12 protein-coding genes and 1 riboswitch are annotated in these 12,865 nt (G+C 33.8%); of the genes, 10 read left to right on the forward strand and 2 right to left on the reverse strand.

What is annotated here, in order from left to right; translation table 11 throughout:
- Positions 1–50: 50 nt before the first annotated feature.
- The 6 genes from BTJ66_RS02380 (at position 51) to ffh (ending at position 8,006) form a co-directional block, all read left to right on the forward strand.
- The gene (locus BTJ66_RS02380) at positions 51–284 is read left to right on the forward strand and encodes an acyl carrier protein (RefSeq protein WP_002483492.1); all 234 of its coding nucleotides are present in this window, start codon (positions 51–53) and stop codon (positions 282–284) included.
- A gap of 232 nt (positions 285–516) precedes the next feature.
- On the forward strand, positions 517–1,251 hold the full coding sequence (rnc, locus tag BTJ66_RS02385; protein WP_099089391.1) for a ribonuclease III: 735 nt from the start codon (positions 517–519) through the stop codon (positions 1,249–1,251).
- A gap of 260 nt (positions 1,252–1,511) precedes the next feature.
- A complete protein-coding gene (gene smc, locus BTJ66_RS02390; protein WP_099089392.1) occupies positions 1,512–5,081 on the forward strand; it encodes a chromosome segregation protein SMC in 3,570 nt (1,189 codons plus the stop codon).
- Positions 5,078–6,292, forward strand: coding sequence for a signal recognition particle-docking protein FtsY (ftsY, locus tag BTJ66_RS02395; protein ID WP_099089393.1), 1,215 nt, complete (start codon positions 5,078–5,080; stop codon positions 6,290–6,292). The genes smc and ftsY overlap by 4 nt, the downstream gene beginning before the upstream one ends.
- Positions 6,279–6,611 (forward strand): putative DNA-binding protein, encoded by a 333-nt coding sequence (locus BTJ66_RS02400; protein WP_099089394.1) that lies wholly within the window; start codon positions 6,279–6,281, stop codon positions 6,609–6,611. The genes ftsY and BTJ66_RS02400 overlap by 14 nt, the downstream gene beginning before the upstream one ends.
- Positions 6,612–6,638: 27 nt before the next feature.
- Positions 6,639–8,006 (forward strand): signal recognition particle protein, encoded by a 1,368-nt coding sequence (gene ffh / locus BTJ66_RS02405; protein ID WP_099089395.1) that lies wholly within the window; start codon positions 6,639–6,641, stop codon positions 8,004–8,006.
- Positions 8,007–8,132: 126 nt separating this feature from the next.
- Here ffh and BTJ66_RS02410 read toward each other — a convergent pair whose 3' ends face one another.
- Together BTJ66_RS02410 and BTJ66_RS02415 are read right to left on the reverse strand one after the other, a co-directional pair.
- Positions 8,133–9,434 (reverse strand): LLM class flavin-dependent oxidoreductase, encoded by a 1,302-nt coding sequence (locus BTJ66_RS02410; protein ID WP_099089430.1) that lies wholly within the window; start codon positions 9,432–9,434, stop codon positions 8,133–8,135.
- Between the two features lie 24 nt (positions 9,435–9,458).
- Positions 9,459–10,211, reverse strand: a complete 753-nt coding sequence (locus BTJ66_RS02415) for a 3-oxoacyl-ACP reductase (protein ID WP_099089396.1) — start codon at positions 10,209–10,211, stop codon at positions 9,459–9,461.
- A 110-nt stretch (positions 10,212–10,321) separates the two neighbouring features.
- Positions 10,322–10,420, reverse strand: a riboswitch (TPP riboswitch).
- 207 nt (positions 10,421–10,627) lie between these two features.
- On the opposite strand from BTJ66_RS02415, the gene rpsP reads away from it, so the two are divergent.
- From rpsP to rplS, 4 genes are all read left to right on the forward strand, one after another.
- Positions 10,628–10,894 (forward strand): 30S ribosomal protein S16, encoded by a 267-nt coding sequence (gene rpsP, locus BTJ66_RS02420; protein WP_019468468.1) that lies wholly within the window; start codon positions 10,628–10,630, stop codon positions 10,892–10,894.
- 202 nt (positions 10,895–11,096) lie between these two features.
- Positions 11,097–11,603 (forward strand): ribosome maturation factor RimM, encoded by a 507-nt coding sequence (rimM, locus tag BTJ66_RS02425; RefSeq protein WP_099089397.1) that lies wholly within the window; start codon positions 11,097–11,099, stop codon positions 11,601–11,603.
- Positions 11,603–12,340 carry a tRNA (guanosine(37)-N1)-methyltransferase TrmD gene (trmD, locus tag BTJ66_RS02430; RefSeq protein ID WP_099089398.1) on the forward strand — a complete coding sequence of 246 codons (738 nt, stop codon included), beginning with the start codon at positions 11,603–11,605 and terminating at the stop codon, positions 12,338–12,340. The genes rimM and trmD overlap by 1 nt, the downstream gene beginning before the upstream one ends.
- 105 nt (positions 12,341–12,445) lie before the next feature.
- On the forward strand, positions 12,446–12,796 hold the full coding sequence (gene rplS, locus BTJ66_RS02435) for a 50S ribosomal protein L19 (protein WP_099089399.1): 351 nt from the start codon (positions 12,446–12,448) through the stop codon (positions 12,794–12,796).
- Positions 12,797–12,865 lie beyond the last annotated feature (69 nt).

Consider the following 12,865-nt stretch of genomic DNA (forward strand, 5'->3'; position numbering starts at 1 on the left):
TGGGAAAATATAAAAGTCTATCAATAGACTTTTAAAGGAGGTGAATCGACGTGGAAAACTTCGACAAAGTAAAAGACATTATCGTTGACCGTTTAGGTGTTGACGCTGAAAAAGTAACTGAAGATGCATCTTTTAAAGATGATTTAGGCGCTGACTCACTTGATATCGCTGAATTAGTTATGGAATTAGAAGATGAATTTGGTACTGAAATTCCTGATGAAGAAGCTGAAAAAATCAACACAGTTGGTGACGCAGTTAAATTTATTAACAGTATTGAAAAATAATAAACAAATATCTGAGTCGTTATTCATACGGCTCAGATTTTTTGTTATCTTTGTTTCTAAATTTAAATCAGTCAATAAAGTAATAAGTTTGTTTCACTATATTATTATTAGGTGAGCAATCATACTAACGTACATGCGAAAGACAGCAGTTTTCTCTTTAGTTTTGATGTGATTTCACGTAAAATATATAAGGTATACAGAATTCTAGCGCTATTTCTGAGGAGGAACGAGATTGACCAATCAAAAAAAGAAAGAAATGGTACAAACATTCCAAAATAAGTTTGCACAAAAAATGCAAGAATTGAATTTGAGTTTTAACCAAGTGGATTTATATCAACAAGCCTTTTCTCATTCAAGCTTTATTAACGACTTTAATATGAACCGACTAGACCATAATGAGCGATTAGAATTTTTAGGAGACGCGGTATTAGAATTGACGGTTTCACGTTATTTATTTGATAAATATCCAGAATTGCCTGAAGGTAATTTGACTAAAATGCGTGCAACAATTGTTTGTGAGCCTTCACTTGTAATATTTGCGAAAAAAATTCAACTCAATGATTTAATTTTATTAGGCAAAGGTGAAGAAAAAACGGGCGGTAGAACACGACCTTCACTTGTTTCCGATGCGTTTGAAGCATTTGTAGGTGCGTTGTATTTAGATCAAGGATTGGATGCAGTCTGGCATTTTTCTGAACAAATCATATTTCCGTATGTCGAAGATGATGAATTAGATGGTGTTGTTGATTTTAAGACCCAATTTCAAGAATTTGTGCATCGGCAGAACAAAGGTGATGTCACTTATCGATTGATTAATGAGGAAGGCCCAGCACATCATCGACTTTTTACGTCCGAGGTGATTTTGGAAAATCAGGCAGTAGCGGAAGGCAAAGGTAAAACAAAAAAAGAATCTGAGCAAAAAGCTGCAGAACGTGCATATAAAATGCTGAAAAATACAGTTGTATAACGCGTTAAACGCTAATAATAGTGATTTGTTAAAATGAAGTGCTATTGTTAGGAACATTTTTAATATAAAAAATGACATATAAGGATGTTGTGTTTTTTAATAATAAATATAATTATGACTAATATTAAATTAGTTGTTAATCACTATTTTGTTGAAATAAATTATATAAGAAATAAAACATTTTGAAAGTAATATAGCTTGCAATTTTACTTTCATTTCTATGCTGTAAAGCAGTAAGGAACACTTTAAAGGAGAATAGCATGGTTTATTTAAAATCTATAGATGCCTTTGGTTTTAAGTCATTTGCTGAACATACAAATGTTCAGTTCGATGAGGGTGTAACAGCAATTGTTGGACCTAATGGTAGTGGTAAAAGTAATATTACAGATGCAATAAAATGGGTACTAGGTGAGCAATCAGCTAAGTCATTACGCGGTGCCAAAATGGAAGACATTATTTTTTCAGGAGCCGAGCATAGAAAAGCACAAAATTATGCTGAAGTAAAATTGAAATTAGATAATAGTTCAGGAAAGTTACAAGTAGATGCTACTGAAGTAACAGTGACGCGTCGCTTATATAGAAGTGGCGAGAGTGAATATTATTTGAATAATGAGCGAACAAGATTAAAGGATATTATTGATTTATTTTTAGATTCAGGATTAGGTAAAGAAGCATTTAGCATCATATCACAGGGACGTGTGGACGAAATACTAAATGCAAAACCTGTTGATAGAAGACAAATTTTAGAGGAATCTGCGGGTGTATTAAAATATAAAAAAAGAAAAGCTACATCTGTGCAAAAATTAGATCAGACTGAGGATAATTTATCACGTGTAGAAGATATACTTTATGATTTAGAAGGACGTGTAGAACCTTTACGCGAAGAAGCGGCGATTGCAAAAGAGTATAAACATTTATCTAAAGAAATGGAAAAAAGTGATGTCTTAGTAACAGTACATGATATTAAACAATATAATGATAATATTAACGAATTAGACGATAATTTAAATCATTTAAAAAGTCAGCAAGCTTCAAAAGACGCAGAAAAAGTACAACATACGCACTCCTTAAATAAATATAAAACAGAGAGACAACAACTAGATGAACGTATTGAGTCATTAAACGTTCAACTAGTAAAAGCCACTGAAGATGTCGAAAAATTTACAGGACAATTAAACGTATTAGAAGAACGGAAAAAAAATCAATCAGAGACGAATGCACGCTTTGAGGAAGAACAAGATAGCTTACTTAATCAAACTGAAAATTTAAGTAAAGAAAAAACTGAAGTTCAAGTAGAAATTGATAGATTAAAAGCACAACAAAAAGACTTGAATGAAAAAGTACAACATTTTGAATCACAACTGTATGTCACAGATGAGCAACATGATGAAAAACTCGAAGCAATTAAAGATGAATATTATCAACTTATGTCTGAACAATCAGATGTAAATAATGACATTCGATTTTTAGAACATACAATACAAGAAAATGAAACTAAGCAATCACGCCTAGATTCAAGATTAGTTGAAGCATTTGATCAATTAAAAAAAATACAATCAGATATTACCGATGTGGAGAAACAAAGTGCAACAACACAAAGAGAATTAAAGCAAGCAGAACAACAACTAAATGAATATGAACGAAGATTAACTCAACTAAAACAACAACGCAGTGAATATGAAGAAAAATTACATCAAGCTTATCGATTTAATGAAAAGTTAAAATCACGGATTGATAGCGCTGCAACACAACAAGAAGAATATAGTTATTTTTTTAATGGCGTGAAACATATCCTTAAAGCTAAGAATAATCAATTAACAGGTATCCGAGGTGCAGTAGCTGAAGTCATTCAAGTACCTTCTGATTTAACAAAAGCTATAGAAATTGCTTTAGGTGCTTCATTACAACATGTAATTGTAGATTCAGAAAAAGATGGTAGACAAGCTATTCAGTATCTCAAACAAAATGGGCTGGGTAGAGCTACATTCCTACCGTTAAATGTGATTCAGCCAAGACATATAGCTAATGAAATATTAAATACGGCACAAGCAGCACAAGGATTTATCAATATTGCTTCACAAGCAATACAGGTTGATTCAGATTATCAAAACGTTGTACAAAATTTATTAGGAAATACTATTATTGTTGATGAATTAAAAAATGCAAATGAGTTAGCCAGAAAAATTCGTTACCGTACACGCATTGTGACGTTAGATGGTGATATCGTCAATCCAGGTGGATCTATGACAGGTGGCGGTGAGCGTAAAACGAAAAGCATCTTAGCACAAAAAGATGAGCTCGCCAAGATGCGTGCACAGTTAGAAGACTATCAACAACAAACCATCGAATTTGAAAAGCAATTTCAAGCGATTAAAGAAGAATCAGATCATTTGAGTGAAAGCTATTTTGAATCAAGTCAACAGTACAATGTGGCAAAGCAAACGTTGCATGATTTCGAACTAGAATTAGATCGACTTAGAAAGAATGAAGCTCATATAAAAGACGAACATGAAGAATTTGAATTTGAAAAGAACGATGGTTATCAAAGCGAAACGAGTAAACAAACATTACAGGATAAAAAACAAAGGCTTGAACAGATCAAAGCACAATTACTTAGACTAGAAGAAGATATTAATCATTACACTAAACTATCTAAAGAGGGAAAAGAAAGTACAACGCAAATACAACAACAATTGCATCAAAAGCAATCAGATTTAGCAGTAGTAAAAGAACGATTAAATGCTCAAAAACAATCACTTTCAAAAATCACTAAACAATTGGCAACTGTGGCTGAACAACAAGAAAAATTAGATGAGCAAATCAAGCTGTTTAACTCAGATGAGGTGACAGGAGAAAAAGCATTTGAAACGATTCAAAGTAATATTGAACAAAGTAAGGCAACTAAAGAAAAACTTGCAGTCGATATAGAGGACGTTAAATCGCGTAGACTCGAATTGAATGATACAATCGAAGAGACAGATCAAAGACTTCAAGAGGCAAATCAAGATATTCTATCTATAGAAAATCGCTATCAAGATATTAAATCAGAACAGTCTCGTTTAGATGTGTTAATCAACTATGCTATGAATCATTTAAGTGATGATTATCATTTAACATACGAACGCGCAAGCGAACTGTATGAGTTAGATGAAGATATTGATGTATTACGCAAAAAAGTAAAATTAACGAAAATGTCTATAGAAGAATTAGGGCCCGTTAATTTAAATGCCATTGAACAATTTGATGAAATTCATACGCGTTATACATTTTTAGACGAACAGCGTGCGGATTTGAGAGCAGCTAAATCAACACTAGAACAATTAATTGAAGAGATGGATCAAGAAGTAAAAGACCGTTTTAAAGAAACATTTCACGCAGTACAGGGCCACTTCACTGAAGTATTTAAATCTCTATTTGGTGGTGGGCAAGCGGAATTACGCTTAACAGATGATGACTATCTATCTGCGGGCGTAGATATTATAGTGCAACCACCTGGTAAGAAGTTACAACACTTATCTTTATTAAGTGGTGGAGAACGTGCATTAAGTGCAATTGCATTATTATTTGCAATACTTAAAGTACGTTCAGCACCTTTTGTAATTTTAGATGAAGTTGAAGCGGCATTAGATGAAGCTAATGTGATACGTTATGCTCAATATTTAAAAGCATTATCAGATCAAACACAGTTTATAGTAATTACGCATCGTAAAGGAACAATGGAATTTTCGGATAGACTGTATGGTGTGACAATGCAAGAATCTGGCGTATCTAAATTAGTGAGTGTTAATTTAAATACGATTGATGAAGTCATTAAGGAGGAACAAGTATGAGCTTTTTCAAACGATTAAAAGATAAGTTTGCTTCTTCGTCAGAAGCTGAAAATAAACAAGAAGATTTAGAGCAGTTAAGTGAATTAGAAGAACAAGAGGCTGACCAAATCGAAGACGAACCCAAGAAAAAACCTAAGAAATTAAAAGAGGCAGATTTCGATGATGATGGTTTAATTTCAATCGAAGATTTTGAAGAAATTGAGGCTCAACAATTAGGTGCGAAATTTAGAGCGGGTCTAGAAAAGTCACGTGAAAATTTCCAAGAACAATTAAACAATTTAATTGCGCGTTATCGTAAAGTTGACGAAGAATTCTTTGAAGCATTAGAAGAAATGTTGATCACAGCTGATGTTGGATTTAATACAGTAATGCAATTAGTTGAAGAATTACGAGAAGAAGCACAAAAGCGTAATATATCAGAAACAGAAAATTTACGTGAAGTTATCGTAGAAAAAATTGTAGAAATTTATCATCAAGATGATGAACATTCAGAAGCAATGAATATAGAAAATGAAGGCTTAAATGTTATTTTAATGGTTGGTGTAAATGGTGTTGGTAAAACAACAACAATCGGTAAATTAGCGCATCGTTACCAAGCCGAAGGTAAAAAGGTGATGCTTGCCGCAGGTGACACGTTTAGAGCTGGCGCAATCCAACAATTAAAAGTATGGGGAGAACGCGTTGGTGTCGATGTTATGAGTCAAAGTGAGGGTTCAGACCCAGCCGCGGTGATGTATGATGCAATTAATGCTGCGAAGAGCAAAGACGTAGATATATTGATTTGTGACACAGCAGGACGATTGCAAAATAAATCGAATCTCATGAATGAGTTAGAAAAAGTAAAACGTGTCATTAGCCGTTCTGTACCTGAAGCCCCTCATGAAGTATTATTATGTCTAGATGCAACTACTGGTCAAAACGCATTGTCACAGGCTAAATCGTTTAAAGAAGTTACAAATGTGACTGGTATTGTCTTAACTAAATTAGATGGCACTGCCAAGGGCGGTATTGTCTTAGCGATTCGTAACGAGTTGCATATACCTGTTAAATATGTAGGTTTAGGTGAAAAATTAGACGACTTACAACCATTCAATCCTGAAAGTTATGTATATGGTTTGTTTGCTGATATGATAGAACAAAATTTAGAAGAAACTGATGAAATTAAAGAACAATCAAATGAAATCGAAGGTCATTCAGATGAGTCAAAATGATTTAATTAAAACCATTCGAATGAACTATTTATTTGATTTTTATCAGGCTTTACTTACCAAAAAGCAGAGAAATTATTTAGAATTATTTTATTTACAGGACTATTCATTGAGTGAGATAGCTGATACATTTGATGTGAGTCGCCAAGCAGTGTATGATAACATAAGAAGAACTGGCGATTTAGTGGAAGATTATGAAGAAAAATTAGGACTATACCGAAATTTTGAACAAAGACAGAAATTATATGAACGAATAAAACAGCATATAAGTAATCCAGAACAAATAACACAAATTCTTCGAGAACTTGAAGATTTAGATTAATATAGAACATAAAGGAGGGTATTTGATATGGCATTTGAAGGATTATCCGATCGTTTACAAGGAACGATGCAAAAAATCCGAGGTAAAGGTAAAGTGACAGAAGCAGACATTAAGTTAATGATGCGTGAAGTAAGACTCGCATTATTGGAAGCCGATGTTAACTTTAAGGTAGTTAAGGATTTTGTCAAAACTGTATCAGATAGAGCTTTGGGTTCAGATGTAATGAAATCATTAACACCTGGACAACAAGTTATTAAGATTGTTCAAGAAGAACTTACCCAATTAATGGGTGGAGAAAATGCTACAATCACTATGGCCAACAAACCACCAACTGTAGTCATGATGGTTGGTTTACAAGGTGCCGGTAAAACAACTACTGCTGGTAAACTGGCTTTATTAATGCGTAAAAAGTATAACAAAAAACCAATGCTTGTTGCTGCCGATATTTATCGTCCAGCTGCAATTGATCAATTGCAAACAGTTGGTAAACAAATTGATATACCAGTTTACAGCGAAGGTGACCAAGTCAAACCACAACAAATAGTGGAAAATGCAATTAAACATGCTAAAGAAGAACATTTAGATTTTGTTATTATTGATACTGCAGGTCGTTTACACGTAGACGAAGCATTGATGCAAGAATTAAGTGATGTTAAAGAAATTACAAAACCAGATGAAATCATGCTTGTAGTAGATGCAATGACCGGTCAAGATGCAGTTAATGTTGCAGAATCATTTGATGAACAATTAGAAGTATCAGGGGTAACACTTACAAAACTTGATGGTGATACACGTGGTGGTGCGGCACTATCAATAAGATCTGTAACTCAAAAACCCATTAAATTTGTAGGGATGAGTGAGAAATTAGATGGTTTAGAGCCGTTCCATCCTGAACGTATGGCTTCTCGTATTCTTGGTATGGGTGATGTTTTAAGCTTAATTGAAAAAGCACAGCAAGATGTTGATGAAGATAAAGCAAAAGATTTAGAGAAAAAAATGCGTACATCTTCATTTACTTTAGAAGACTTTCTAGAGCAGCTTGATCAAGTTAAAAACCTAGGTCCATTAGATGATATTATGAAAATGATTCCTGGCATGAACAAGATGAAAGGTATCGATAAACTTAATATGAATGAAAAACAAATTGATCATATTAAGGCGATTATCCAATCAATGACACCAAGTGAACGTAATAATCCAGATACTTTAAATGTATCTCGCAAAAAACGTATCGCTAAAGGATCTGGCCGTTCAGTGCAAGAAGTTAATAGATTAATGAAGCAATTTAATGATATGAAGAAAATGATGAAACAATTTTCTGGTGGCGGCAAAGGTAAAAAAGGTAAACGTAAACAAATGGAAAATATGATGAACGGCATGAATTTACCTTTTTAAGACCATTGCTCAAATCGAATAATCTAATAATTATTAAAAGTAGTAATCCACGACTGTGATGTGGATTACTACTTTTTTTGATAATAAAACGATTTATTTTCAGTATTATTTAGAGACAGTTAATAATTAAGGAATGTTAATGTTTTCTCTAAATGTATTACCTTCATATTCAGTACGATATAATCCACGATTTTGTAATTCTGGAATTATATCATCGACAAAATCTTGTAAGCTATCTGGAAATTCTGGAGGCATTAAATTAAAACCATCAGCAACGCCCTCATTAAACCAGCGCTCCATTTCGTCAACAATATCCTTTGGTGTACCAATAAGTGTTAAATGCCCACCTCCAGCACTTAAATAACCTAACAATTCTCTTAAAGTGGGGTCTTTATCTTTAATAATTTCTAGAACAGTTTGATAACGTCCTTTAGGCCCGTTAAATGATTCTACTGGTGGTAATGGGGGTACAGCTTCGTCCAAATTCCAATAATGGCAATCTTGTCCAATAAAAAATTCTAATTGATTTAGAGCAGTATCAATTTCTAAAGCTTCATCGAGTTGTTGTTTTTTTGCATAAGCTTCTTCATATGTTTGCCCGACATATGTAACTAAGCCTGGGAATACCTTCAAACTATTTTCGTTCTTACCTTCTTGTTTTAATTTATTATTTAATTTGTTTCTAAAGGCACTAGCTTGATTTAGATTCCAAGCAACAGCGTAAACTGCATCTGCATATTTTGTTGCTAATGCAATACCAGGATCTGATGCACCAGCCTGCATGGCAATTGGTTTACCTTGAGGACTGCTTGGAGTTGTTAATGGTCCTTTGACATTGAAATGTGCACCATTGTGATTGATAGCGTTGATTGCTGACTCATTAATTAAAATATTATTTTCTTTATTATGCAAAAAGTCCTCTATACTCCAAGATTCAAGTAAACGATTCATAACTTGAGCAAATTCATCTGCTTTTTTATAACGTATTTCGTGCTCAGGTAAATGATCCATACTATGGTTTGCAGCTTCCAAATCTGTCATGGAAGTTACCAAGTTCCAACCAGCACGTCCTTGGCTTATATGATCAATACTTAGTATTTGCCTAGCAGCAGTAAAAGGATTAGAAAATGTGCTAGATATTGTTGCAACTAATCCGACATGTTGCGTTACTTGTGATATCGCTGCTAAATTAATGAGTGGATCAAACCAAAATGCAGGCATTTCACTTTTAGAATTAGCTGGAAATGATTGATTGTCTGCAAAAAATATAGCATCAAATAAGCCTTGTTCTGCAATTTTTGCCAATGATTGATAATAGGTAATATCACCAATACGTTCTACACTTGAATGCGGCATACGCCATGCAGCTTGATGATGGCCGCATCCATAGATGAGTACACCGATGTTTAAATGTTGTGATTGTGTCATCATAGATTAGTTCAGTCCTCCTTTTTAATTCATAGTTAAGCCACCATCGATTGTAAAATTTTGACCTGTAATTCCATTTGATTGATCAGAGACGAGATAAGCTACCATATTTGCGACGTCTTGTGGAGTTGTCACTTGTTTAATAGGTGTAGATTGAGCAATTAAATCAAAGACTTCAGGTGTTGTGGCTGCACTTGCATCGGTTGTTTTTAATAAACCCCCAGATACTACATTTGATGTGATACCATATTGACCTAATTCAGCAGCTAAATTACGCGAAAATCCAATCAAACCAGCTTTAGCAGTAGTATATTCATGATAAGGAACTACAGGATTTTGAAATAAATTCGTCCCGATTGAGATAATTTCCCCTTTTTGTCGTTGGATGAATTGAGGTATAACACTTTGAGATAAATTGAATGCGGCCTTTAATGTACCTTCGATTTGTTGCTGATAATCTTCCCAGGAAAGGTCCGCAAATGATTTTTGCTGTATTGGATCAAACTTAAATCCGACCAGTGCATTATTAATTACAACATCTATTTGACCAAAATATTCAGTTGCTTCTTGAACTAACGTGTCAATTTCGTTTCTTTTTGTCACATCCGCCTTTATAGCAATCGCTTGTTGTGTGCCAATTTCATCAACCAGTTTTTGTGCAGCATGCGCACTATTATGATAGTTTATGACCACATTATTGCCTTGTTGCGCCAATGTTTTTACTATAGTTGCACCTAAACCGCGACTGCTGCCACTCACTATTACTGTTTTTGTCATCATATACACTCCTTTATTTTCAATAAAAAAATACACAACCCACGTAAGAGAAAGTTGTGTACTAGAAATATCAATATGTGTATAAAAGTATATTAAATGGCTTTTGAGATATGATAGTATTCACACTTTCCTCCGCTAGTTTAAACTAGTTCAGGTTCAAAGGGTTTGAGTTAAACTCATCTCAGTTAAAAACACCCCTAGTGTATTTATTATTTGTTTTCAATGTATATTTTTTTGAGAATAAAGTCAAGATTAGGATAATTTAAATATAGAAATGATTATAATGTAGACTTTAAAAAGAAATTTGATTAATATGCTAATTGGTAAAGAAGAAACTCTTTACAAACTATCGAATTACTGTTATTATTATTTCTTGTAGAAAATAAAAACTATGAAATTAAAAGGAGCGAATATAAATGGCAGTTAAATTACGTTTAACACGTTTAGGTTCAAAAAGAAATCCATTCTATCGTATCGTAGCAGCTGATGCACGTGCACCACGTGACGGTCGTAATATCGAGCAAATCGGTACTTACAACCCAAACAATGTTAATGCACCAGAAGTTAAAATCGACGAAGAATTAGCACTTAAATGGTTAAAAAATGGTGCGAAACCAACTGATACAGTTCACAATATCTTATCAAGAGAAGGTATCTTGAAGAAATTTGATGATCAAAAATAGGTTTTAACCTAACAAACAAATATAGCATTTGTAAGAGTACCTTGGATGGTGCTCTTTTTTTTATAATAACAATTTGTTAAATTAATAAAATGAAGTGATTTGTATTTCAGTAACAGTGTTTTATGACACATGTTATAATAATGAGATAAATGCTACACATACATAGTAATTTTAATAGTCAAAGTATAGTGGAGGAACATATATGAAAGTGGAAATAGGCAAAATTGTTAATACACATGGTATTAAAGGTGAAATAAAAGTAAAATCCAATTCTGATTTTACAGAAACACGTTTTCAACCAGGTGAAAAGGTTATTATTGAACGTAAAAACACAGAATCATTAGAATTCATCATTGCTTCTTATCGCATGCATAAAGGGCTCCATATGTTGACCTTTGAAGGCATTCATAATATTAATGATATTGAGTATTTAAAAGGTGAAACGATTATGCAGGATCGAGATCATGAAGAAATCGAACTCGGTGAGCATGAATTCTATTATTCGGATATCATTGGTTGTACGGTATTTGACGATAAAGAAACACCTATTGGGAGAGTAACAGAAATTTTTGAAACAGGTGCAAATGATGTGTGGGTTGTTAAAGGAGACAAAGAATACTTAATTCCATATATTGCTGATGTGGTGAAAGATATTGATGTCGAGGGTAGACGTATAGTAATTACTCCTATGGAAGGATTGTTAGAGTAATGAGGATTGATTATCTAACGTTGTTTCCAGAGATGTTTAACGGTGTTTTAAATCAATCTATATTAAAACGTGCACAAGAAAAGCATATGTTAACTGTCAATACAGTTGATTTTAGACATTTTGCAGAAAACAAACATAACCAAGTAGATGATTATCCTTTTGGTGGTGGACAAGGTATGGTATTGAAACCTGAGCCCATCTTTAATGCAATGGATAGTATTGAAAAAACGGAAGATTCACGTGTTATTTTGATGTGTCCCCAAGGTAGACCGTTTACTCAGGCAATTGCAAATGAGCTTAGCCAAGCTGAGCATATAGTATTTATATGCGGACATTATGAAGGCTACGATGAAAGAATTCGTGAACAGCTTGTCACTGATGAAATTTCTATGGGTGACTACGTATTAACTGGTGGAGAACTACCAGCGATGGTGATGACTGATGCAATAGTGAGACTATTGCCAGGTGTATTAGGTAATCAACAGTCTCATGAAGATGATTCATTTCAAGATGGATTATTAGAGTTTCCTCAATACACAAGACCGCGTGAATATAAAGGGATGGGAGTACCAGATGTATTACTTTCAGGTAATCACGCTCATATTGATAAATGGCGTCATGAACAAAAAATTCAACGTACATTTGATAAACGTCCAGACCTTCTAGAGCAATACGCATTGTCAGTTGAAGAAAAAGAGATTCTAGAAAGATACAAAAAGCAATTGAAAAAAGACTAACAGTGTGCTAACATATTTTAAGTGTGCGACACACACGAAAAATCACTATGATCCGCTGCTATATTTTGTCGAGGCAAGAACATAGGTTGAAGGAGAGAAAATATAATGAGTAATCACAAGTTAATCGAAGCAGTAACTCAATCGCAATTACGCACAGATATACCTTCATTCCGTCCAGGTGACACTTTAAAAGTTCACGTACGTATTATTGAAGGTACTCGCGAACGTATCCAAGTATTCGAAGGTGTAGTAATCAAACGCCGTGGTGGAGGTATTTCAGAAACTTTCACTGTACGTAAGATTTCTTCAGGTGTAGGCGTGGAACGTACTTTCCCATTACACACTCCAAAAATCGAAACAATTGAAGTTAAACGTCGCGGTAAAGTTCGTCGTGCTAAGTTATACTACCTACGTGAATTACGTGGTAAAGCTGCTAGAATTAAAGAAATTCGTTAATCAGCATATTAAAAGCGATTCTCATTATGAGTATCGCTTTTTTCTTTACTTAAAAATATAAAGCCCAAG

The organism is Staphylococcus edaphicus, assembly GCF_002614725.1.
In the GTDB taxonomy this organism is placed as follows: Bacteria; Bacillota; Bacilli; order Staphylococcales; family Staphylococcaceae; genus Staphylococcus; species Staphylococcus edaphicus.

Coding starts and splice junctions, on each gene's coding strand:
- smc (WP_099089392.1), top strand. CDS start 1,512: ATGGTTTATTTAAAATCTATAGATGCCTTTGGTTTTAAGTCATTTGCT.
- ftsY (WP_099089393.1), top strand. CDS start 5,078: ATGAGCTTTTTCAAACGATTAAAAGATAAGTTTGCTTCTTCGTCAGAA.
- BTJ66_RS02400 (WP_099089394.1), top strand. CDS start 6,279: ATGAGTCAAAATGATTTAATTAAAACCATTCGAATGAACTATTTATTT.
- ffh (WP_099089395.1), top strand. CDS start 6,639: ATGGCATTTGAAGGATTATCCGATCGTTTACAAGGAACGATGCAAAAA.
- BTJ66_RS02410 (WP_099089430.1), bottom strand. CDS start 9,434: ATGACACAATCACAACATTTAAACATCGGTGTACTCATCTATGGATGC.
- BTJ66_RS02415 (WP_099089396.1), bottom strand. CDS start 10,211: ATGACAAAAACAGTAATAGTGAGTGGCAGCAGTCGCGGTTTAGGTGCA.
- rpsP (WP_019468468.1), top strand. CDS start 10,628: ATGGCAGTTAAATTACGTTTAACACGTTTAGGTTCAAAAAGAAATCCA.
- rimM (WP_099089397.1), top strand. CDS start 11,097: ATGAAAGTGGAAATAGGCAAAATTGTTAATACACATGGTATTAAAGGT.
- trmD (WP_099089398.1), top strand. CDS start 11,603: ATGAGGATTGATTATCTAACGTTGTTTCCAGAGATGTTTAACGGTGTT.
- rplS (WP_099089399.1), top strand. CDS start 12,446: ATGAGTAATCACAAGTTAATCGAAGCAGTAACTCAATCGCAATTACGC.